General features: G+C 59.0%; 26 protein-coding genes and 1 tRNA gene. 13 read left to right on the top strand and 14 right to left on the bottom strand.

Features of this window, described 5'->3' with window-relative positions:
- Positions 1-566 precede the first annotated feature (566 nt).
- From ABD815_RS11035 to ABD815_RS11025, 3 genes are all read right to left on the bottom strand, one after another.
- Positions 567-1910: a tyrosine-type recombinase/integrase gene (locus ABD815_RS11035; RefSeq protein WP_344847164.1), complete on the bottom strand. Its 1344-nt coding sequence runs from the start codon at positions 1908-1910 to the stop codon at positions 567-569.
- A 104-nt stretch (positions 1911-2014) separates the two neighbouring features.
- A tRNA-Thr gene (locus ABD815_RS11030) sits at positions 2015-2090 on the bottom strand.
- Positions 2091-2140: 50 nt separating this feature from the next.
- On the bottom strand, positions 2141-3811 hold the full coding sequence (locus ABD815_RS11025; protein WP_344847163.1) for an ABC transporter permease: 1671 nt from the start codon (positions 3809-3811) through the stop codon (positions 2141-2143).
- Positions 3812-3971: 160 nt separating this feature from the next.
- Between ABD815_RS11025 and ABD815_RS11020 the strand changes: the two genes are divergently transcribed.
- Complete coding sequence (locus tag ABD815_RS11020; RefSeq protein ID WP_344847162.1) at positions 3972-4850, top strand: hypothetical protein; 879 nt, start codon at positions 3972-3974, stop codon at positions 4848-4850.
- A 7-nt stretch (positions 4851-4857) separates the two neighbouring features.
- On the opposite strand, the gene ABD815_RS11015 is transcribed toward ABD815_RS11020, so the two are convergent.
- Entirely contained in the window at positions 4858-5544 is a 687-nt protein-coding gene (locus ABD815_RS11015; protein ID WP_344847161.1) for a hypothetical protein, read from the bottom strand.
- Between the two features lie 7 nt (positions 5545-5551).
- A complete protein-coding gene (locus tag ABD815_RS11010) occupies positions 5552-5821 on the bottom strand; it encodes a DUF2312 domain-containing protein (RefSeq protein ID WP_344847160.1) in 270 nt (89 codons plus the stop codon).
- Positions 5822-5995: 174 nt separating this feature from the next.
- Here ABD815_RS11010 and ABD815_RS11005 point away from each other — a divergent pair, with 174 nt between their 5' ends.
- Together ABD815_RS11005 and ABD815_RS11000 are read left to right on the top strand one after the other, a co-directional pair.
- A complete protein-coding gene (locus ABD815_RS11005) occupies positions 5996-6214 on the top strand; it encodes a hypothetical protein (RefSeq protein ID WP_344847159.1) in 219 nt (72 codons plus the stop codon).
- A 254-nt stretch (positions 6215-6468) separates the two neighbouring features.
- Positions 6469-7479 (top strand): phosphoadenosine phosphosulfate reductase, encoded by a 1011-nt coding sequence (locus tag ABD815_RS11000; protein ID WP_344847158.1) that lies wholly within the window; start codon positions 6469-6471, stop codon positions 7477-7479.
- Positions 7480-7489: 10 nt separating this feature from the next.
- Here ABD815_RS11000 and ureG read toward each other — a convergent pair whose 3' ends face one another.
- The 3 genes from ureG to ABD815_RS10985 are packed head-to-tail and all read right to left on the bottom strand — an operon-like array spanning position 7490 to position 9274.
- Positions 7490-8104: an urease accessory protein UreG gene (ureG, locus tag ABD815_RS10995; protein ID WP_344847157.1), complete on the bottom strand. Its 615-nt coding sequence runs from the start codon at positions 8102-8104 to the stop codon at positions 7490-7492.
- Between the two features lie 11 nt (positions 8105-8115).
- Positions 8116-8751 carry an urease accessory protein UreF gene (locus ABD815_RS10990; protein ID WP_344848616.1) on the bottom strand — a complete coding sequence of 212 codons (636 nt, stop codon included), beginning with the start codon at positions 8749-8751 and terminating at the stop codon, positions 8116-8118.
- The gene (locus ABD815_RS10985; protein WP_344847156.1) at positions 8744-9274 is read right to left on the bottom strand and encodes an urease accessory protein UreE; all 531 of its coding nucleotides are present in this window, start codon (positions 9272-9274) and stop codon (positions 8744-8746) included. The genes ABD815_RS10990 and ABD815_RS10985 overlap by 8 nt, the downstream gene beginning before the upstream one ends.
- 74 nt (positions 9275-9348) lie before the next feature.
- On the opposite strand from ABD815_RS10985, the gene ABD815_RS10980 reads away from it, so the two are divergent.
- Complete coding sequence (locus tag ABD815_RS10980) at positions 9349-10299, top strand: hypothetical protein (protein ID WP_344847155.1); 951 nt, start codon at positions 9349-9351, stop codon at positions 10297-10299.
- Between the two features lie 45 nt (positions 10300-10344).
- Positions 10345-10662 (top strand): hypothetical protein, encoded by a 318-nt coding sequence (locus ABD815_RS10975; RefSeq protein WP_344847154.1) that lies wholly within the window; start codon positions 10345-10347, stop codon positions 10660-10662.
- Positions 10663-10774: 112 nt separating this feature from the next.
- Here the strand turns inward: ABD815_RS10975 and ureC are convergent, their stop codons facing one another.
- From ureC to ABD815_RS10945, 6 genes are read right to left on the bottom strand one after another with little or no spacing between them, the layout of a single operon-like run.
- Entirely contained in the window at positions 10775-12517 is a 1743-nt protein-coding gene (gene ureC, locus ABD815_RS10970; RefSeq protein ID WP_344847153.1) for an urease subunit alpha, read from the bottom strand.
- Positions 12518-12527: 10 nt separating this feature from the next.
- Positions 12528-12875 (bottom strand): lysozyme inhibitor LprI family protein, encoded by a 348-nt coding sequence (locus tag ABD815_RS10965; RefSeq protein ID WP_344848613.1) that lies wholly within the window; start codon positions 12873-12875, stop codon positions 12528-12530.
- A gap of 23 nt (positions 12876-12898) precedes the next feature.
- Positions 12899-13207 (bottom strand): antifreeze protein, encoded by a 309-nt coding sequence (locus ABD815_RS10960; RefSeq protein ID WP_344847152.1) that lies wholly within the window; start codon positions 13205-13207, stop codon positions 12899-12901.
- Complete coding sequence (locus tag ABD815_RS10955) at positions 13208-13513, bottom strand: urease subunit beta (protein WP_344847151.1); 306 nt, start codon at positions 13511-13513, stop codon at positions 13208-13210.
- 17 nt (positions 13514-13530) lie between these two features.
- Positions 13531-13833 carry an urease subunit gamma gene (locus ABD815_RS10950; protein WP_344847150.1) on the bottom strand — a complete coding sequence of 101 codons (303 nt, stop codon included), beginning with the start codon at positions 13831-13833 and terminating at the stop codon, positions 13531-13533.
- Positions 13834-13883: 50 nt separating this feature from the next.
- Positions 13884-14708 (bottom strand): urease accessory protein UreD, encoded by an 825-nt coding sequence (locus tag ABD815_RS10945; RefSeq protein WP_344847149.1) that lies wholly within the window; start codon positions 14706-14708, stop codon positions 13884-13886.
- Between the two features lie 161 nt (positions 14709-14869).
- Here ABD815_RS10945 and pyrC point away from each other — a divergent pair, with 161 nt between their 5' ends.
- The 8 genes from pyrC (at position 14870) to ABD815_RS10905 (ending at position 22471) form a co-directional block, all read left to right on the top strand.
- A complete protein-coding gene (gene pyrC, locus ABD815_RS10940; RefSeq protein WP_344847148.1) occupies positions 14870-15910 on the top strand; it encodes a dihydroorotase in 1041 nt (346 codons plus the stop codon).
- 29 nt (positions 15911-15939) lie between these two features.
- Positions 15940-16620: an orotate phosphoribosyltransferase gene (locus ABD815_RS10935; protein ID WP_344847147.1), complete on the top strand. Its 681-nt coding sequence runs from the start codon at positions 15940-15942 to the stop codon at positions 16618-16620.
- A gap of 223 nt (positions 16621-16843) precedes the next feature.
- Positions 16844-18352 (top strand): replicative DNA helicase, encoded by a 1509-nt coding sequence (locus tag ABD815_RS10930; RefSeq protein ID WP_344847146.1) that lies wholly within the window; start codon positions 16844-16846, stop codon positions 18350-18352.
- Positions 18353-18423: 71 nt separating this feature from the next.
- Positions 18424-19464 (top strand): alanine racemase, encoded by a 1041-nt coding sequence (alr, locus tag ABD815_RS10925; RefSeq protein WP_344847145.1) that lies wholly within the window; start codon positions 18424-18426, stop codon positions 19462-19464.
- Positions 19461-20255 carry an MlaE family ABC transporter permease gene (locus ABD815_RS10920; RefSeq protein WP_344847144.1) on the top strand — a complete coding sequence of 265 codons (795 nt, stop codon included), beginning with the start codon at positions 19461-19463 and terminating at the stop codon, positions 20253-20255. Before alr ends, ABD815_RS10920 begins: the two co-directional genes overlap by 4 nt.
- Entirely contained in the window at positions 20252-21001 is a 750-nt protein-coding gene (locus tag ABD815_RS10915) for an ABC transporter ATP-binding protein (RefSeq protein WP_344847143.1), read from the top strand. Before ABD815_RS10920 ends, ABD815_RS10915 begins: the two co-directional genes overlap by 4 nt.
- 176 nt (positions 21002-21177) lie before the next feature.
- Complete coding sequence (locus ABD815_RS10910; protein ID WP_344847142.1) at positions 21178-21969, top strand: DNA repair protein; 792 nt, start codon at positions 21178-21180, stop codon at positions 21967-21969.
- Positions 21970-22033: 64 nt separating this feature from the next.
- Complete coding sequence (locus ABD815_RS10905) at positions 22034-22471, top strand: paraquat-inducible protein A (protein WP_344847141.1); 438 nt, start codon at positions 22034-22036, stop codon at positions 22469-22471.
- Positions 22472-22478: the final 7 nt, after the last annotated feature.

Genomic DNA, 22478 nt, shown 5'->3' with positions numbered 1-22478 from the left:
TTCGCTCGTCGCGTTGCATCGCGCTAACCGCGCAAATGCGTGCTTTAAGGCGTGCGTGGTGAGGGAGGATTGGTGCAGCGAACATCCCCTCTCAGGTGACTGAAGGGACAGCCCTAAGGGCGCGTTCGATGCGTTGTGGAAGGATGCTTAAGGTGCACTCAAAGGGCCTGTCTGGGTGCGCGTTCAAGAGCGCGACAGGGACTAGGGCAAGCGCCTAGAATGATAGTGATCTTCATCCACCTTACGAAGAAAGTGGATGTGACCACTCGCGGTAACGATGCACCTACAGGGCCACCTCAAGGCAGTTGCTGAGCAAGTCTCAGAGGCTATCCAGAACACTTCGCAAGGAAGCAGCCCTAGATTAGCCCCACTATGGCGCACCGCAGGTTTGAAGAAAGTGAACTGCCTTTGGCTTGTCCTTCCTAGGGGTGCCACTAATCAATGTCAGCGCTCAAAGGTGACGCGATGCACCTCTCTCCGATCTCAGCATCCGCTTCAGTGAGATTCTGAACAGCCCTGACAGGTGATCGAACGAAACTCTCGAGAGAGCAGGACGTGAAACTCCCTCAGGGCATAAACGCATGCGCCTTTATCATGGCTTCCGTCGCCGCCTTGAGTTTCGCTTCGTCACCGCCATAGACTCGATTGCCTACTCCGCCCAGTGAGTGGCCAAGAATCCTATGCTCATCCCGCTCAGGGACCCCTGCCGAGACCAAATAGTCTTTCATATTATGGCGGAGTGAATAGACCACATGACGCCTATTCGAGGTGAACTTTCGCAAATGTCTCATCAGAGCCTGAGAGACCGCGTCTGCCCCTCCTTCATACGCATATCGAGGAAAAAGCATTTGGTCCCCGTTTGCGCGTTGCATCGCCGCTTTTGCGGCCTCCAAGGCATCCCCAACTAATGGGACTGAACGGATAGACACCTTGTTTTTAACGCGCCGCTCTTCATGCCAAGCAACGCGAAGGTGCGGATATGGCCCCTCCAATTCAACATCTAACGTGCGCAACCCTACGATCTCTGAGCCACGGCATCCCGTCCCCTCGAGCAATCGCCAAATAAGACCAAGTTCCGGCACCCGAGTTGCCTGCGCCATTTTCTCACGCATTGCCAAAATAATGTTCGATGGCAACGGGTCTCTTAATTCCCACTCGGTTTTTGGCGCAGAATTTTTTTGCGCAACATCTAGGCCTTCAAAGGGGTTGTGAGCTTGCCCCTGGAGGTCGTGTTCTTTGATTGCGAGCGATACCATTGCACGCACCATGTTCAACTCACGCTTGACCGAAGATGGTGAGAGCGGCGACCCGTCATTTTTCTTCGTCGCTAGCATGTCATCCCTGAGCTTTCGCGCATGCTCCCGCTTGAGGTCCACCAGAGCGAGCCTATCAAGGGGGCCAAGAGATGCCTCGATGCGCCTGCAAACACGCTCTAAGCGGTTCTTCTGGTTTCTCCCCTCAGCACCTCCCATGCGCTCTGTGCGATACATTTTCTTCGCATCCAGCATGGTCACAGCCGGTTCTTGCGCTTCAGGGTTAACCACTGCTCGGTAAAGAACTGGGTCAGCCCCTCTCTGCTTGAGATTCTCGGCAACAACTTCACGCGCTTCGTCTTCATCACGTACACCAGAAACCCCAGCCACTATTTCCTCAGCCTCCTTTACTCTTTCTCTCCATTGCTCAAGGGGCGAAAGATGACCCTCCCCAGCGGCCTTACGGCGCGCCTTAGCCACGATTTTCTCATATTCGGAGAGGAGTTTAGCGTGCTCCGTGAATAGGTCAGCACCTTCACGAGCTTTCATCGCCACTTGAAAAACCGACGCGCCCAACTCTTGCGCAACGTCTTTAGGATACCTTCGGCGGAATCGTTTTCGGCCTCCCGCCAGTTCATCAATGTATTTCAGTTTCATCACAACAACCATGCGAAGTGTCCCCAAAGTGTCCTGTTTTGCGTCCCAGGAGGAGAGCTAACGCCATGTAATTATTGAAAAACAATACCTTCAAAAGGTAAAGATGGTGCCCCCACACGGACTCGAACCGCGGACCTACTGATTACAAATCAGTTGCTCTACCAGCTGAGCTATAGGGGCACGGCGCCCATTTATGCCGGGACAGGCCGGGGCGCAAGTGGATTTTCGACTTAAGTCAGATCCGTCGCGTTCTCGGACCGTGCCAGCAACACAACGGCGGCCAAACCGACGGCGATGACGAGCAGTGCGGCCGGAGAGGCCTGTTCGAGGTGTTCGAGGGACGCTTTCTCGTGAACCCTTGTTGCCAGCGTGTTGTAGTTGAACGGGCGCAGCAGCAGAGTCGCTGGCAATTCCTTTACACAATCGACGAAGACCAAGAGCAGAGCCGTTCCGACGGACCCGCGGATCAGCGGCAGGTAAATACGGCGCAATGTCCCTGTGAGCGTCTGACCGAGCGAACGCGCGGCCATCGGTAAAGACGGCGACACGCGACCCATCGCAGAATCAGCCGCACCCTGTGCGATGGCGAAGAAGCGAACGACATAGGCAATGACGATCGCAAAACCCGAGCCCGTCAGGATCAGACCGGGATCATTTCCTGTGACCCCTTCCCATGTGTCGGCAATGAAATGGTCCAGACCGGCAAGCGGGATCAGGATGCCGATGCCCAGAACGGCACCCGGAGCGGCGTAGCCCAAGTTGGTGACAGGCAAGAGAAGCGTTGGCAATTTGCGCCCCGTCAAACGCACGCCATAGACCATGAAAAGAGCCAGCGCGACGGTGACGAAGGCCGCACTGCCCGCAACTGTGAGCGTATTGGCAAGGGCAGAGATCAATCCGGGCTTTAGCCATTCTTCCGGTCGGCCCAGCGCATGGTGCGCCATAACCGACACCGGCAGAACAAAGCCTACGAGAAACGGGATCGAACAGAGCCCCAGCGCGAGCCACGCCCGCCAACCGGTCAGCTGGATTTGCGTGATCGGGCGAGGTTGCCGCGCCGAGCCGTGGAAACGCGCGCGCCCGCGCGACACCTTTTCTAGAGCCACCAAAGACAACACCAGAATCAAAACGACCGAGGCAATTTGAGCGGCGCCACCGGCGTTGCCCGCCTGCAGCCATGTCGTAAAGATGCCGGTCGTGAGGGTTTGCACCGCAAAGTAGGAGACGGTTCCGTAGTCCGAAAGTGTTTCCATCATGACAATGGCCGTACCAGCCGCGATTGCGGGGCGGGCCATCGGGACCCCGATCCGCCAGAAACGCGCCCATCCCCCTGCCCCAAGCGCGCGCGCGGTTTCATACATTGCACCGGATTGTTCGCGAAAGGCCGCGCGGGCCATCAGGAAAACGTAGGGTGTCAGAGCCGCTGCGAGGACAATGGTGGCCGATCCGAGAGACCGGATTTCGGGGAACCAGTATTCACGCGCGGACTGCCACCCAAAGAACCCTCGCAGGGCGCTTTGGACAGGCCCCGCGTATTCGAAAAAATCGACGAGGGCATAGGCCCCCACATAGGCAGGAATGGCTAGCGGCAGCAGCAAGAGCCATTCAAGATAGCGGCTGAGCGGGAACCGATAGAGCGTTACAAGCCACGCCGTCGTCGTTCCGGTCACCGCCGCCAGAACAGCCACACCCAGTGTCAGCGCCGCTGTGGTGGTCATATAGCGGGGCAGCGTCGTGGCCAACAAATGGGGCCAGATGTTTTCGGTAGGAAAGAGAGCGATCCATAGAACCGAAAGGATCGGCAACAGCACCAAAAGCGCAATTGCGAGCGCGCCTGCCGACCACGGCTCGATCCGGCGGCGGCGCGCGGCATATTTCGCGCGCGGAGGTGTCTGACTCATTTGCTCGGTCATTTGATCCGCTTAATGGAAAGCGGTTTCCCTGTCCAGAAATGCCCGTATAGTAATCGCGTCCACGGTTCGGGGCATTTCAGTGGTATCGAGTGCCCTCGGATTTAGGCCATTAGAGCAGACGAGACGAGCAAAAGGAAAAGCGCGGCACATGATGATCGCGATGCACATCGGTGCACATTGCACGAACGGCGCCCAATTGATGCGCGGGTTACTCAAGAACAAGGCTGTTCTTGCCGAAAACGGCGTGGTGATACCCGGCCCGGCGCGCTACCGCGATATACTTCCCGACCTGATGAAAAAGGTCGGGGGCAGTCGCGCGACACCCGACACGCAGGCGATGGTCATAGACAATATTCTGGACGGGCAAGACTGCGAACGCGTCGTTTTGTCTTACGAGGATGTCATCTGCCGCGCGCCGGTGGTTCTGGAAAATGGCGAACTCTACGGTAAGGCGAGTTTCAAACTGCCTTGGTTGCGCAATGTATTTGCAGATCACGACCTGCATTTCTTCCTCGGGGTTCGCAATCCGGCGACTTTCATACCGAGCACTCTCGATATCTGTGGGCCGAATACGAATTACGAAAACTTCGTGCGCGATACTGACCTGACATCGTTACGGTGGTCAAAACTGGTCGCACGCATGCGCGACGTCTGCCCCGATGTGCCCGTCACCGTCTACGCATATGAAGACACGCCGATCACCTGGGCGCAGGTCATACGGGAGGTGTCAGACCTCGATCCGATGGTGCCGATTTCGGGCGGTCTCGATGTGCTCGCCACGATCATGCAACGCGAAGGCATGCGCCGTCTGCGCACCTATCTGCACACCCATCAACCCAAGAACGAAAAGCAACGCCGCCAGATTTTGTCCGCGTTTCTCGACAAATACGTCGACCCCGAGCAAATCGAGGAAGAGATCGACCTGCCCGGTTGGGACGCCCCGCTCGTCGATGCGCTAACCGTCGCCTATGAGGACGATCTCTACACGATCGAAGGAATGCAGGGCGTGCGCTTCATCGCGCCCTGAGGCACGCCTACTCAGGTGCTGCGTGCACAGCAATCAGGTCCATGATCCCGACGGCAGGACGCTCGGAAAGCCATCGCGCAACCAAGCACCCTGAGTCCGCATAAAGGCTTCCGTCGGAGGCACCGGCACTACTGCGCCACGCGTCGGCGTTCTCGGGCATCGACTGCGCCGAGGGCAAACACGTCGCCGGGTCGAGATCAAATCGGGCATCCTGCGACACATATGTTGCGATGCCTTCATTGACCCATGCCGGAAATCTATTCAACGCACGAAGGCCGATGCGTTGGTGGATGACGACATGGGTCAACTCATGCGCGATGATATCGGTGTCGTGACCGTGCGGCCCGAGATAAAAGATGCGCGACCCATAGGTCATGGCGCGCGTCTTATTGCCGCCCATGACCTCATTGCAGGTTTCGGTCAGGCAAACGAGAACGATCGGGCGCGTGGCAATGGGGCCCATGGCGGCCTCGACCCGCTGCGTCGCGCGCGCATAGCGGCGCGCCATCTCGTCACCGAAACCTTCGTCGCGGGTCTCCACATAAAGGCCCTCGGCGGCCTTTTCGAAACCGAAACAGGGCGGACAGATCGCGGCCAGCAACGGCGTGTAGCCCAATGCGACCAGCCCCAGCGAAAAGCCGGTGCACAATGCCGCGACGATCACCGCCGCGCGTTTGACGACCGTTCGCCCCAAGTCAGCGTCAGCTCATGCCGAGCGCTTGGCGATACATTTCGAGAACGGCTTCTTCTTCGGCGATCTCGTCGGCGGATTTTTTACGCAGGGCAATCAGTTTGCGAAGGGCCTTCGTGTCGTAGCCGCGCCCTTTGGCTTCGGCCATAACTTCCTTTTGCTGATCCGCAATGTCCTTTTTTTCCATTTCGAGCCGCTCAAAGCGTTCTACGAATTGGCGCAGTTCGTCGGCGGTGACGCGGTAGGCATTATCGGCAGCGGAAGGTGTATCGTCCATCATCTGTTCAGACCCTTGTTTGGCGTTTGGCACGGCGTCGCCCTGCCCGTGGAAAGGTGATCGATACAAGCCCCGCCCGCCCCTGACAAGCGGTTCAATCCCGACCAATCCACTTGCGTGATTTGTCGCCACACGGTAGGCCACCCCTGCCCTTTAGATGCCTTTAGAAAGTTAACAATGCTGCAATCAATGATCTGGATCGGAACCGCGCTGACACTCGCGGGCGTCGCTTTGCTTGGATATTGCATCTTTGTGGTTGCGCGGGCGCGCAAAAAGGGCGGCACAGAGGAAGAGATCAAGGCACGCATGCAGAAAGTCGTGGCGCTCAACCTCGTGGCACTGATGGTTTCGGCCATGGGTCTGGCGGCTGTCACCGTCGGAATTCTCCTCGGTTAGGGGCGAAAAAGAATCATCTCCCGACGCGCGCGCCGCGCTTCTGGCGGAAACAATCCTGCGAATTTCTCAGCGATGTCATCACGGTGACCCCGTTACAGCCCCCTCACAGCGAAATTGTTTTACACAACCTCACCGTGCAGTATTCTGCGGTGGGGCTTTCGACTGACTGCGTTTTTGCGTGCCAATTCGGCGCGTGACATGCAACTCGGGGCTGATGGCCCATCCAAACGGGCCCATGCAACGAAAGCGTTCCAATGTCAGAAGACCTCTCAGCCTTTCGAAGTGCCCTCGACGCGTGCGGTGACGTGTCGGGCGCATCGCGCAATGACTGGGTGTCGATGGTCGATGACCTGGCCACAGAGTATGGCTACTTCGAACCGCTCGGCGCGGACCATGCGGTGGCCTTTATCGACGCGGGGCCAAAGCTGTTGGTCTGTTTTGAAACCTTTGAATCGATCCAGGCCCGCGGCCAGAACGGATTGCCATCCGGTTTCTCGGCAGCGGCAGACAATGGATGGTCCACGCTCACCATGATCGCGCATGGCGAAAGCGGTGATGCCCCCTGGTTCCGTCGTCCACATGTCTATGGCTATTTCGACCGTTTGGTGAATGACGCATTCTTCGAGGACTTCGATCAGGTCGTCATTTATGGCGCAGGCTCGGGTGGCTATGCCGCCGCTGCCTATTCCGTCGCCGCACCGGGAGCGACCGTCATCGCCGTCTCGCCACAGGCCACTCTCGACGGTCGCATGGCCGCGTGGGATCACCGCTACGCAGCGGCGCGACGCGCGGATTTCACGGGACGCTACGGGTTTGCCCCCCACATGATCGACGGCGCGGGTGCTGCATTCGTGATGTATGACCCCCGTATCGATCTGGACGCCATGCATGCAGCCCTATTTGCGCGCGCGCATGTCGCGCTTCTCCCGCTGAGACATTTCGGGGCGCATCCCGATAAGATACTCGATGACACAGGCGCACTGGACCGGATCATCGGCGCGGCCATGAGTGGACGCCTTAACCCGCGCGTGATCCACCGCGAAGCCCGCACCCGCCGGCTGAGCGAGGCCTACCTGACATCGGTGCTGAACGCGATCGACGCGGATCAGAACCCGCTGCGCTGTTGGCTTTTGTGTCGCCATGCCCGCCGTGCATTCCCGAAAAACTTAGCCTTCGAGGCGGCCGGCAAACAGGCGGCGGCAACACTAAATGCGCGTAGCATAACCCTGCCAAAGGCGCTCACACCGGCGCTTGAAGGCGCCTAGAGCAGGCCGCTCATGCCAAACCGCCATCGGTTTCGACAAACCGGATGATGTCCTCAACACCCTGACCGTTGCGCAGGCTCGCCATGACATAGGGGCGGGTTTGCCGTGCCGCGCGGGTATCGCTTTCCAGCAGTTGCGGATCCACTCCGACATAGGGCGCCAGATCAATCTTGTTGACCACGAGGAGGTCCGAGCGCGTCAGACCGGGACCCTTTTTGCGCGGGATGTCCTGTCCCGCGGCGGTGTCGATCACATAGATCGTCAGATCGGCCAGTTCGGGCGAAAACGTCGCCGCGAGGTTGTCACCGCCACTTTCGATCAGGATGACATCGAGGTCAGGAATAGCCGCGTTCAGGTCCGCCACGGCCGCGAGATTGATCGACGCATCCTCACGGATCGCGGTATGGGGGCAGCCGCCGGTTTCGACGCCGCGAATGCGCTCCATCGGCAAAATTTGCTGGCGCATGAGCGCCTCTGCGTCTTCACGGGTGTATATATCGTTGGTGATGACGGCGACCGAGTAGCGCTCCGAAAGAGCGCGGGCCAATGCGCCCGTGAGCGTCGTTTTCCCCGCCCCTACAGGGCCGCCAATGCCCACGCGAAGCGGTCCGTTCGGTGATGCCATGGTGTTCTCCTTCAGGTCTTGAAAATGCGCACGTCCAGATCCTCGTGTCGGGCCGAGGCGACGTCCCCCGCGAATGCGGAGGTAGCGAGGTCATCCAAACTTGCGCAGGACGCAGTTTGCGCAATCTGCGCGATGACGGGATGCAGGCGCGACAGCACCGATTGCCCATCGCTCTGGCCCAGCGGGATAAACCGGACACCCGCACTAACGAGGTTGGACGCAAAGCTCGACAGATAGAGCATCAAAACCGTTTCCACTGGCAGGTCCAGCGTGCGCGCGGCAACACCGACGACCACAGGTATGGCCGCGTCCTCAACATCGAGGCCCGCGATATCACGAACGGTTCGCGCGAAAGCCGCCCCTTGGTCACGGGTCTCGATCCAACGTTCCTGTGTCGGTGCCAGTGCAGCGGCGAAATCGGCCATTTCATGCGGCTCCGCACCGCGCAGCACAACCGACAGGATCACCGCATCCGACCATCCCCCACCAAAGCGCAAAACCGCGTCCAGCCATCGCTCCATACTCGCGCCGTCATGCACCGCGCCTTCGCTCACCGCCTGTTCGAGACCGTGCGAATACGCGAAAGAGCCGAGCGGGAAACTCGGCGACATCCATTGCGATAGCGTCAGGAGCGCGGTGTCAGTCATGCGCGTGCCCGTGCGCCGTGTCGTGCCCGTGGGAATGATCGTGCGCATGATCATGATCGTGTTCTTTTCTCGCAGGTTGGCCGTGATCATGCCCCATCGTACGCCCGTGCCCATAGGCCCCGCCCTCGGGCGTAAAGGGAGCTTCGATTTCCCAAACTGATGCTCCGAGCCCTTCGAGCATGGAACGCAACACGGGATCGCGCTGGATCACCAGCCGGTCCGCCTCAATCTGGCAGGGGGTATGACGATTCCCGATGTGCCACGCGTATCGTGTGATCTGCGGGCCGCTCACCGCATAGAGGTCTTCGCTCGCCGCAATAATCGCGATCACGCGCCCGTCCTCCAATTTGATCGCGTTACCTGCATCCAGAGACGTGGTGCGCGCCAGATCGACATGAATCGCCTCACCTTTGTTGGTTGTTAGCGTTTTGCGACGTAACAACCGTTGGTCATAGGTGAGCCGCACATGATCGCTCGCACCTTCGTGCGAAGTGAGAATTTCGAGCCCTCGCAGCACGCTCATACCAAGTTCCTTTCCGGCATTCGGGTTTTGTTAATTGTTGATGCCCAGATTTGGCGGGCAAGGAGAAACTGATCATGATTCCCGATTCCACCCCCGTCCCGCTCGCCGCCGTAGACGAACTCGCCACATTGCGCGCCGAGATTCAGCGGCTGAAACAACGGGAGTCGGCATTGTGCGACGAAATCCGCACCCGCGCGACCGAAAACGCGGCAACCCATGTTGTTGGCGACACGCGCGTCGCGATGGTCGAAACGCGAAAAACCCGCCGCATTGATGTCGAAAGACTTCCGGACAGCGTGATCGGGGACGAAAGTTTTTACTCCGAGGTTTCGGACACGCATGTTCTGCTCTGGCCCACGGTTGACTCGACTGCGCACCAAACACCCGAGCCTGAAGTGGATGAAATTGAGGTGCCGGCCACGTCGATGGGTGAAATGCCCGTGGTGGAAACTGAAACCAACGCGGAAACCCCGGTCGACAGCGAGCCGCCAGAAGCCAATGTGGCCCCGTTTATTTTGAGCGCCGCATTGTCTGCAGGAGCCACGAACATTCACGCCGAGGACCCGCTGCCTGATGCCGACTTTGCGGACGCCGAGGCCGAAGAACCCTTTGAGCTTACCGGCGAGATCGACGGCGACATGACCGCCGAAATCGACGACACCGACGACACGCACGACGAGATCACCAATCTTTTCACGATCGACGCCGAAACTGCGCAAGACGACCTCGAATGTGATGTCGAGAATACGCCGGAGATGGATGCGCCGCTTGATCTTCGCCCGACGGCCCATACCGAACTTTCGCCGCTGGGCGGGTTGATCGATGAAGACATCGCGGCGGCTCTGGATGAAAGCCAAATCCCGATGGAACCGGCGACCATGAAAGACGCTTTGGCGCAGGCCGAGGCGTTGGAGGCCGAACTCGACGCGCAACTCGCGGGTCGGCGAGACCTCCTTGGGACCGACGAAGATGATGAGGGCACGTCCTTTTTCTCCGGGCGTGCAGCAACCGGAACCGACGCCTGAGGCACACGTGCCAATCACTGGCATACAGAAAGGAAGCAGGCGATCATGATTGACCCTTCGACCGTAGACGAACTCCTGAGATTGCGCGCCACGCTGGCGGCTTTGCGTGCCCGAGAGGCCGCGATAGAAGCCTCCTTTGCCGCAGCTCCCGACGACACCGCGTTTTGTGGACTGACAGCCGAGGTCCGGGTCGAACGCAACAACTACGCGGTTTTTGACATTATGCGACTGCCACCGGAAATTCGCGATAACCCCGCGTTTTACCGCGACAAAGAGGTGACATCCGTGCGGGTAGAACCATTTGGCACCAGCGCGCCGATCCTCCCGTTTGAGACCGCGCGTCCCGCGATTGCGATGCGTTGAACGGGACGTGTCGCGAAACGGTGCGTTTGGGCGGCCGCTAAGATCCGCTCCGCTGCAAGCGCTCGTATTCACAGTCAAATTCATGGGAGCAGTCTCCCGATACACCAAAGGCTCAGAACAGAAAGTATCGTTGCGCCATGGGCAGCTCTTTTGCCGGTTCACAGGTCAGCAATTCGCCATTTGCCCGCACCTCATAGGTCTCCGGATTCACCTCGATTGTCGGTGTTGCCGCATTCATAACCATCGACGATTTTCCGATGTTTCGGGTGTTTGAAACCGCAACCGTTTGCTTTGCCAAGCCGAGTTGTTTGCCGACGCCTGCCGCCTGAGCCGAGGCAGACACGAAGAGGACGGCCGAATGTTCGACGGCCCGCCCCATAGAGCCAAACATCGGCCGTGTATAGACAGGCTGCGGCGTTGGAATGGAGGCATTCGGATCGCCCATTTGCGCGACCGCGATTGAGCCACCCAGTAGGACCATCTCCGGTTTGACGCCAAAGAATGCTGGCGACCACATGACAATGTCCGCACGTTTTCCAACTTCGAGCGAACCGATCTGGCCCGACATACCATGGGCGATTGCCGGATTGATGGTGTATTTCGCAACGTACCGCTTCACACGCACGTTGTCGTTGTCACCCGTTTCGTCGGACAGGCGACCACGTTGTTTCTTCATTTTATCCGCCGTCTGCCATGTACGGATAATGACCTCGCCAACGCGCCCCATGGCCTGACTGTCCGACGCGATGATCGAAAACGCGCCCATGTCGTGCAGGATATCTTCGGCGGCGATGGTTTCTTTGCGGATGCGGCTCTCTGCAAACGCCACGTCTTCGGGGATGGATTTGTCGAGGTGATGACAAACCATGAGCATATCGAGGTGCTCTTCGAGCGTGTTGACCGTGTAGGGTCGTGTCGGGTTCGTGGATGAGGGGATCACATGCTCTTCGCCCACAACCTTGATGATGTCGGGCGCATGGCCGCCACCGGCACCTTCGGTGTGGAACGCGTGGATCGTGCGCCCTTTCATGGCGGCGACTGTGTTTTCAACAAACCCGCTTTCGTTGAGCGTATCGGTGTGGATCATGACCTGGACATCCATGTCGTCAGCCACGGACAGGCAACAATCGATAGCGCCGGGCGTTGTTCCCCAGTCTTCGTGCAGTTTCATGGCGCAAGCGCCCGCATCCACCATTTCAACCAAGGCCGCAGGTTGGGAGGCATTACCTTTGCCCGCCAAGCCGATGTTCATCGGAACGCCGTCAAGCGCCTGCAGCATGCGCCCGATGTGCCATGGCCCCGGCGTGCAGGTTGTCGCAAGGGTTCCATGCGCGGGTCCAGTGCCACCGCCCAGCATTGTCGTGAGGCCGGAATGGAGCGCGTCCTCGATCTGCTGGGGGCAAATAAAGTGGATGTGACTGTCAAACCCGCCCGCTGTGATGATCCGGCCCTCACCCGCGATTGCCTCGGTTCCGGGGCCTACAATGATGTCCACGCCGGGCTGGGTGTCGGGGTTTCCCGCCTTACCAATGCCAGCGATGCGCCCATCCTTGAGCCCGATATCCGCTTTATAGATTCCGGTGACGTCGAGGATCAGGGCGTTGGTAATAACCGTGTCCACCGCACCCTGAGCGCGCGACCTCTGGCTTTGCCCCATGCCATCACGGATCACTTTGCCGCCGCCGAATTTCACCTCTTCTCCATAGAGAGGGGCGTTGTGAGCACTGCCGGCCAATTCCGCCGTCAGGTCCCTTTCGACCTCGATGATCAGATCTGTATCTGCAAGTCGAACCCGATCACCGGTGGTCGGTCCGAACATGTCGGCATAGGTCGCGCGGGAAATTTTTGCTGGCATGTCTGGTTCCTCAATATTTCTCGAAGCCGAGGCGAATGTCATTGGTCCGCTGGCGGGTCAGTTTTTCCAGGCAACTGGCGTGGATCAAAGGTTGGATTGATCCGCCCTCATAACGCAGTGCTTCGGCATGGCAGGCGGCATCGCGGAAAGGAATCCACGCCCTTTGGGCATCGCGCAGGGCCAAGGCAACGCCCGGCTGATTGGTCTTTAGATCGGCCATCACATCTTGGTAGGTCGCGTTCAGTTCAGCATCCGCGGCGTCCAAAGCAAGCCCGGCACAAATATTCATGTCCGTTTGCGTTTGGGCGTTGTCGCAATCGCGCTCCTGCCCCGAAGCAGAGGTCGCCACAAAACACATCGCTGCAACTATTGCCGTATGTTTCATGATTTTGCAGACCCCGACTTCGGTCCCTGATCGGTCAGACGCCGCCGGTTCGTGCGGACCTTTCGTGCGACGGGGGACAACATGGCAGAGCTTGTCGCGACAGGCCCCTTGCCCGCCATAATGGCGCGCGTTCCCGCCACGGCTGCGCGCAGGGTGGCCTGCTGTTTTTCCGCAATCATGTCTTGGACTTCTGTGGGTCGCGTGGTCCAAAAACCGGCCATGCCCAACATGCGCATTGCGACCACTGCCTGAGCATCGGCAACCATTTTGGCATAGCGCAGTTGGAGGTCAAATAGGGGATACATCTACAGTTTTCCCATGATTTTCTGGTTGAAACCGAACACATTGCGCTCCCCTGATAGGGGCACAAGGCTGACTTCTCTGGTTTGCCCCGGCTCGAAGCGGACTGCCGTGCCCGCAGCGATATCGAGCCGTTTGCCCCGAGCCGCGTCACGGTCGAAATCCAGTGCGGTGTTGGTCTCGAAGAAGTGGTAATGTGATCCGACCTGCACAGGGCGGTCACCGGTGTTGGCGACTTCCAGGACCGTGACTTCGGCGCCCGCGTTCAGCTCGATCTCGCCATCTTGAATAAAGTATTCTCCGGGAATCATCTCTTTGCGCCTTTTCTCTATCGGATCGGGTGATGCACGGTGACGAGCTTGGTTCCATCAGGGAACGTCGCCTCCACCTGCACTTCGTGGATCATTTCGGGGATGCCTGCCATGCAATCGGATTTGGTAACGACATGGGCCGCGGCGTCCATCAGGTCGGCCACGGAACGCCCATCTCGCGCGCCTTCCACGACGAAATCCGTGATCAGGGCGATGGCTTCGGGGTGGTTGAGTTTTACCCCCCGCTCTTTGCGCCCGCGCGCAACCATTGCCGCCATGGACACGAGCAGTTTGTCTTTTTCGCGCGGTGTCAGATTCATCGATTTGTCTCACTATTTTTCGAAGCTTGCATCATCGTATCGACGCCATTTCACATATGCCAGACGCGCGGCAGCGGATCTGCGCCGAGTGCCTGTAGCGCTTGGATTACATAGCGGCGCAGCGGGTATGCATCGTTGGCAAAGGCGCGGATCACTAGTTTTCCGTCCCAGCCGGACACCCCTGCCCGCACGCCATCTTGGGACAGCCGTTTCAACGCAGCTGCGCGATCCTGTGCGCCCTGCGCGAAGAGGCCGATTGTTGTAATGGCCCGTGCGCCGCAGAGCGTTACAGGGTGTTCCCCGTCACTCAGGATGCCCGAACCGATAGCCAAGGGGTCAATGTAGACCGGTCTGCCATCACGGCGAACTTCCCGCCTGTCGACGAAATCCAGACTCTGCACGGTTTCGCCCATCGCCTTGCGTCCCAGAACGATCGTCTCGACAAACAGAAACCTCGCCTCCCCCGAAAGCTCAACCCGCGTATCGCGCCGCAATCGGGCGCGATCAAACAGGATCGTCTCCTGCGGCAACCAGTGGAGTGTGGCCCCGCCCCCCGCGCTAAGGCTCAAGCGAACCCGCGCCGGCTCGGACAGGTCGGTCGATGCATAGGCTCGCTCTGCCGTCTGGGTTGTGCCCGTCGCGGCGCATCCGTTCTCGACAGCTAGCGACAGATCGAGATTGTCACCGCCCGTCAATCCACCCGCCGTATTGAGGAACACGGCCTCTGGCACGGGACGGTGGATGCGCGGGAGCATGATTTTTGCGGCCCCCTCCTGTCGCAGCTCTCGCAAACCTTGGGGGCCAAAAGACACGCGTGCCACGCCTTGCACGCGCTGCATTTTAGCGGCGGGGGCAGATGCGAGGTGGTCGAGCATGGTAATCTCCATTCGAACCGACGCTAGCCGTGCGTAGGCGGCCCCTGCAACTCCCCCGCCTTTGGCGCCTGCGTCCCATGCCAATTATTTTGACCATTTGACCAATTTTTAGGCGCCAGCTTGGTCTGGTGCAAAAGCCAATCCTGGGTTAAGCGAATTGCATGACTGACACGCTTACAATCCGCCGTCCCGACGATTGGCACCTGCACCTGCGCGATGGCGCTATGCTACGTGCCGTCCTCCCCGAAACCGCGCGCCACTTTGCCCGCGCCATCATCATGCCGAACCTTGTGCCGCCGGTCGTGACCGGAGCGGATGCCGCCGCGTACCGCGAGCGCATCCTGTCGGCCAATGCCGAACGCGGCACGTTCGAGCCGTTGATGACGCTTTACCTCACAGAAACCACGGACCCTGAAGACGTCGCGGCGGCCCATGCAAGCGGGCTGGTCAAAGCCGTCAAACTCTATCCGGCAGGGGCCACGACCAACTCCGCCTCCGGCGTGCGCGATTTTGAAAAAGTGCGCGCGGTTTTGGACAAGATGGCCGAGATCGGCCTGCCGCTATGTATCCACGGCGAGGTCGTCACGCCCGATGTCGATATCTTTGATCGCGAAAAGGTCTTTATCGACACGGTGCTCGACCCGATCCGGCGCGCCCATCCCGATCTGAAAGTCGTGATGGAACACATCACGACCTCTGACGGCGCGGATTATGCCCGCGAAGGCGGCGACCGTTTGGGGGCGACGATCACGACCCACCACCTCGTGATCAACCGCAACCATATCTTGGTCGGCGGGATCAAACCGCATTACTACTGCCTGCCTGTGGCCAAGCGTGAAACGCATCGCCTCGCTCTGGTCGCCGCTGCGACGTCGGGCAATCCGTCCTATTTCCTCGGCACCGACAGTGCGCCCCATATGGACTCGGCCAAAGAAACCGCCTGCGGATGCGCCGGCTGTTTCACCGCGACCAACACGATGTCCATCCTCGCCGAGGTGTTCGAAAAAGAGGGCAAGCTCGACAATCTCGAGGCATTTACTTCGCGCAACGGCCCTAATTTTTACGGGCTCCCCGTGAACGAAACCACGCTGACCCTGCACAGAGGGTCGCCGGTAGAATACCCTGCAAAAATCGACACCGAGGACGGTCCAGTGACCGTTTTCGATCCACAAATGCCGCTGCATTGGCGCGTTGTCGACTGAACTTCCGAGCCTGAAAGGATGCGCCCCGCATGATCCCCTCTTCCTATCCTGACGAGACTGAAATCGCCCGCCTGACGGCCCGGATGCTGTTGGAAATCGGCGCTGTGAATTTCCGCCCCGAGGAACCCTTTGTCCTCGCGTCGGGTCTGCCGTCGCCGACGTATATCGACTGCCGGAAACTGATTTCTTTCCCGCGCATCCGCTCGACTTTGATGGATTTTCTCGCCGTGCAGATCATGCGCGAAGCGGGGTTCGAAGCCTTTGACAACATCGCCGGCGGTGAAACTGCGGGGATCCCCTTTGCCGCATTGGTTGCCGAACGGCTCGCGCTGCCGATGACATACGTGCGCAAAAAACCCAAAGGCTATGGGCGCAATGCGCGCATCGAAGGCGCGATGAGCGAAGGCGAACGCGTGTTGCTGGTTGAGGATTTGACGACTGATGGCGGATCAAAGCTGTCTTTTGTTGATGCCATCCGCGACACCGGCGCGACCTGCGGCTGGACTGCGGTGATTTTCTATTACGGCATCTTCCCCGAGACCGAAAAGACACTGGGCGACCATGGCGTCAAACTCATCAGCCTGTGCACATGGTGGGATGTTCTGGAGGAAGCCAAACGTCAGGGTAGCTTTAGCGCTGGGAGTCTCGCGGAGGTTGAAAAGTTCCTCAATGACCCACGTGCGTGGCAAAAAGCGAATGCAGTAAAATGACCTGATAGCGCTGCGGGCAAAAAAATCTCTAACCACAAGCTGGCGGTTTTTTCCGTTCTTTCGGGGCGGTTTAGTCGGCGCAAATAGGCCGGTTAAAAGTTGTCCACAGTTTATACATTTTGAAACACGCAGGTCGGGTCGCTATGCAGTTGGGACCCGCATCGGCCGCTGAGTCGGCTGTGGGCAATAAACAAGAAACATATGGCTCGGGGGATGCACGGGGATGAATGAGGTGGGCAAAATCCAACCGCTACGCGACGGGGACGCATCGCCGGACGCCGCAGCAACAGGCGAAGACTCTGTCCTCCCCCATAATATCGAGGCCGAACAGCAACTGCTGGGTGCCTTGCTCACCAATAATGACGTGTTTGACCGCGTCGAGTCGGTGATCAAGCCGGAGCACTTTTTCGATCCGGTGCACCGCGCCATTTTCGAGAAAATTCGCGACCGCATCGGGCGCAACATGCTCGCCTCGCCCGTCACACTCAAAGCATATATGGCCGATCACGAGGGGCTAAACGAATTGGGCGGCGCGGGCTACCTCGCCAAACTCGCCGCGAGCGCAATCGCTACCTATGCGGTCAAAGACTACGCGCAGCTCATCTACGATCTCTATTTGCGCCGCCAACTCGTCGATGTAGGCGCGCAGATCACCGGTTCGGCCAAAACTGCCGAAGATGACCCCGCAGAACAAATCGTCACCGCAGAGCGCAATCTCTACGATCTGGCGACCGCGGGTCAGGTCAGCCGTGGGTTCAAGTCGTTTCTGGATGCGGTGACCGAGGCGGTTCAAAACGCCAACGCAGCTTTCGAGCGCGGGGGCGGCATGGCCGGCGTGGCCACAGGGCTGCTCGATCTCGACAAAAAAATGGGCGGGCTTCACAAATCCGACCTAATCATCCTCGCAGGGCGCCCCTCGATGGGCAAGACGTCCTTGGCCACCAACATCGCCTTCAACATCGCGAAGGCATATAAAAAGGGCAAACGCCCCGATGGCACCGAGGGTGCCGTCGAGGGCGGCGTCGTTGGGTTCTTCTCTCTCGAGATGAGCTCCGAACAGCTCGCTGCGCGTATCCTCGCAGAGGCCTCCGAGATTTCTTCGCACCGCATTCGGCAGGGTGACCTGACCGAAGAAGAATTCCGCCGGTTCCTTGATGCGGCAGCGACGCTTGAGCACTGCCCTCTTTATATCGACGACACGCCTGCTCTTTCCATCGCGCAGGTTTCGGCGCGCGCGCGTCGGCTCAAACGGTCGGGCAATGGTCTCGACCTGCTGATCGTGGACTACCTGCAGCTATTGCGGGGCTCGTCGAAGTCGGGCGACAACCGTGTTCAGGAAATCGGCGAAATTTCGATGGGCCTCAAAGCCATCGCGAAGGAACTGCAAATCCCGGTGATCGCCTTGTCCCAGCTGTCGCGTCAGGTCGAAAACCGCGAAGACAAACGGCCACAGCTCTCTGACCTTCGAGAATCCGGATCGATCGAGCAGGACGCTGACGTGGTGATGTTCGTGTTCCGCGAGGAATACTACGTCGAGCGGGAAAAACCCTCCGATGACAGCCCGAGCTTTGCGGAGTGGCAGGAAAAGATGAACCGCCTCTACGGCATCGCGGAACTGATCCTCGGCAAACAGCGTCACGGGCCAATCGGCACCGTTGAGCTTAGTTTCCAGGCCGAGTTCACCCGCTTTGGCAATCTCGAAAAACACTGGTCGCCGGATGACGCCCACTAACAAGATGCGCGAAGGCAACTTGGGCGAATAGGACTTGCGAAAACGCGGTCGGCCCGTCACAACACGGGGCCATGGGAACGTCACTTCTCCATATTGATCTCAGTGCCTTGGTGGCCAACTGGCGCGCGCTCGACGCAGTGTCGGGCGGCTCGGTTGAGACTGCGGCAGTGGTAAAGGCCGACGGCTATGGCACCGGCGCCGAACGTGCGGGTCGCGCACTTTTCAACGCAGGTGTGAGAACCTTTTTCGTGGCTGCCGTCGAAGAAGGCGTGGCTCTGCGCGCAGCTTTGGGTCCGGAGCCGGTGATCAATGTATTTGGCGGCCATATGGCAGGCGATCAGGACATGATTGCCGATATGGCGCTCGTTCCGATGCTGAATTCCGTGGAACAGATCACCCGCCACTTCGAGGCATTGCCGGGCAAACCGTTCGGCATTCAACTCGACTCGGGCATGAACCGGCTCGGCCTAGAGCCCGTCGAATGGGACGCTGTGCGCGACATTGTCGTCTCCGCGGGTCCGACACTGGTCATGAGCCATCTGGCCTGTGCCGATGAGCCCGATCACCCGATGAACGCCCGCCAATTGACCGCCTTTCGCGCCATGACCGATGGCCTCCCGCTGCGTCGTTCCTTCGCGGCCACGGGGGGTATTCTGCTCGGACCAGAGTATCATTTCGACCTGACGCGTCCGGGCATCGGCCTCTATGGCGGGTTGCCCTATTCGGATGCGCGGCCCGTTGTGCGCCTCGAGTGTCCGGTCATACAAATTCGCGACGTTGCAGAGGGTGAAAGCGTCGGCTACGGCAATAGTTGGGTTGCCCAATCGCCGTCCCGCATCGCAACCATCGCCGCAGGGTACGCGGATGGCATTACGCGCCACATCTCGAATGCCGGGACACTTTTCGACGGGGACACGCCCTGCCCGCTCGTCGGGCGTGTTTCCATGGATTTGATCACCGTAGATGTCACACATCTGCCCCACGCGCCCAAAACGCTCGACTTGCTTTGCGCCCATCAGCGCGTGGACGATCTCGCGGAGGTTGGCGGTACCATCGGGTATGAAATTCTGACATCTCTCGGGCATCGCTACCAAAGGCAATATAAAGCATGAGCGCCGCGCGTGTCATAACCCGACCCCTGGCAACGCTCGGTGCGGCGACACTCGGACTTTTGGCAGCTATCGGTCGCACTGCCCTCTTTGCGCTTTCCGCGTTTCGCCACATGGTCACGCCGCCCTTTTACGGGCGCGAAGTTCTGAACTCGTTTTGGAACGTCGGATACCTATCTCTGCCCGTTGTGGGGCTCACTGCGCTTTTCACCGGCGGTGCGCTGGCGCTGCAAATTTACGCGGGCGGATCGCGATTTTCGGCCGAAGCGGTTGTGCCCCAGATTGTCGGCATCGGCATGGTGCGCGAATTGGGGCCTGTGCTCGTCGGGTTGATGATCGCCGCGCGCGTCACTGCCTCCATCGCCGCCGAAATCGCGACGATGAAGGTCACCGAACAGATCGACGCCCTCGTCACGCTTTCGACCCACCCCATGAAGTATCTCACCGCGCCGCGCGTTTTGGCGGGCATCATCACGGTGCCCCTTTTGGTGGCGGTCGGTGATGTGATCGGGATCTTCGGGGGCTGGCTCGTTTCGACCCAATCCCTCGGGTTCAATCCCGCGACCTATTTGCGAAACACCGTCGATTTTCTGGAGACGCCGGATATCGTGTCCTCACTGGTCAAAGGGGCCGTTTTCGGTGCCATCGCGACGGTGATGGGGTGCTATGCGGGAATGGAATCCGGTCGTGGCGCGCAGGGGGTTGGTCAGGCGACAAAGGGCGCGGTCGTTTCGGCCGCTGTGCTGATCCTCGCGGCCAACTTCCTCCTGACACAGGCATTCTTCGCGTCATGATCGAGCTGAAAGACGTCCACAAAGCCTTTGGCAGCAAAGAAATCCTTCGCGGGATCAATCTGGACGTCGAACGCGGCCAGTCTTGCGTCATTATTGGCGGGTCGGGCACGGGTAAATCGGTCACCCTTAAATGTATCCTTGGCCTGATCAAACCCGACCGCGGCACGATCAGTGTCGATGGGAAGGAAGTAACGGCGTCCGGTGACCGCGATGCCTTCCTCGCCCAGTTTGGCATGCTATTTCAGGGCGCTGCCCTGTTTGACAGCATTCCCGTCTGGCAAAACGTGGCCTTTCGATTGCTGCGGGGCTCTTTGAAACGTCCCAAGGACGAGGCCCGTGACATTGCGATTGAAAAGCTGCGTCGCGTCGGACTGTCCGCAGACGTCGCCGACCTCTTTCCCGGTGAACTTTCGGGCGGGATGCAAAAACGCGTTGGGCTCGCACGCGCAATCGCGGCAGAACCCAAGATCATCTTTTTCGACGAACCCACGACCGGGCTTGATCCGATCATGGCCGGGGTCATCAACGACCTCATCCGTGAAATCGTGGTGGAGATGGGCGCGACCGCGCTCACCATTACGCATGACATGACGTCGGTGCGCGCGATTGCTGACAAAGTGGCGATGCTTCACCACGGCAAAATCCGCTGGCACGGACCGGTTGCGGACATGGACAGCGCCGATGATCCCTATCTGCGCCAGTTCATTACGGGTTCGCCCGAAGGGCCGATCGAGACGCTCCGTTAGGCCCCCAAACACGCCAACGGCAATTCTCCGCCGGTTTTCTTCCGATTTCTTTTTCCACTTGCCTTCATTGAGGGGGAGTTTCTGCGGAATCCTCCCACTGCTTGGGCGACCGCGATGGATGTACGTTGGATTTGTGGGCGGAGAATCGCCTGCAATAGAAAGAGGTCACATTCGACATGTCCACTGAACAACTTTTGACTCACCCACGCTTTAGCAAAGCGGCCCATGTGTTTCAGTCCGCTGCCACGGTTCTGGTTGGCATCGCTGCGCTTACGGGCATTCTGAGTGTCGTGTTGGCCCTGTTTGGTGTGCTTCCGTGGCTGGGCCTAGAGGCACAGTTCGGGGACGGACCTGCAACCAATATCGGTGTCCACGTTCAAATTGGTCTCACGGTGCTTCTCATTGGACTGATCGCGCTCGTTCCGTCCGGTCAACGCGTAATGTCCCTGGAACGCGTGCATCGCGATTTCAAAATGACCATGGAAGACGTGTCGATGGCCTACCACCTCAGCCACGCCGCGGATCGTGCTGGTACATTCAAAATGGCGGCACAGTTTGACGATGTGCGGGATCGTTTGTCCCACATGCGCAGCCACCCGGACCTGTCGCGGTTGGAGCCTGAAGTTCTCGACCTCGCAGCACAGATGTCTCACACCACCCGCGATCTGGCTGCGATCTATTCGGACGAAAAACTGACCCGCGCACGTACGTTCCTGCAAGAACGTGAACGCGAATTGACAGACTTCGAAGAGAAAGTGCGCCTTGCGATCTCCATCACGGAGGACATCAAATCCTACCAACGCGATCTCGGTGTGCGCGAGCGCAACGTCGATCACCTCATCGCGCTTCTCAAAACCGACCTGAGAGAAGTGCTGCCTGACCTCGGCATCTACCAGCCGGCGAATGCGGCGAATGCGGGCGACGAGCAGAAAGTGGTCGCGATCCTCGGGAAAGATCGCACGCAGTAAACGACAAGTTTTGTAACGAGTTCCCTCTATTGTAAAAAGTGCTGCGCGGGGTCATGTGTAAAACATGGCTCCGCAACGTGTTTTGAATCTCTCACTTTTAGCTTTATTTCCAATCGCATGGGCGGCACCGTTGTTGCGCGCAGGCCTACTTCCCCTCTTTGGCTTGTCCGAAATTTCCGTGCTGTCAGGCATCGCGAGCCTGTGGAAAACCGACGTCTTCCTCGCCGTGATTGTCGTCCTCTTCGCGCTCGTCGCGCCGATGGCAAAGGTCATCGCATTGGAGGCAATGCTGTCGGGTCGACTGTCGGCGCGTATGACAAATGCCCTCGGGTTTCTGGGGCGTTTGGCGATGGCGGACATTTTCCTTATCGCAATCTACATAACCCTCGCCAAAGGGATCGGCGTGGGACGGGTCGAGGTTGCCTGGGGGTTATACCTGTTTACATTCTGCATTCTGGCCAGCCTCGGCTTGGGTTTCTGGGCAAAGAAAAAGCACACTTGAAGCCTGC

This window comes from Celeribacter arenosi (genome assembly GCF_039539485.1).
Lineage (GTDB): Bacteria > Pseudomonadota > Alphaproteobacteria > Rhodobacterales > Rhodobacteraceae > Celeribacter > Celeribacter arenosi.
The sequence above is the reverse complement of the archived record's forward strand: the minus strand, read 5'-3'. Positions and strand labels throughout refer to the sequence as shown.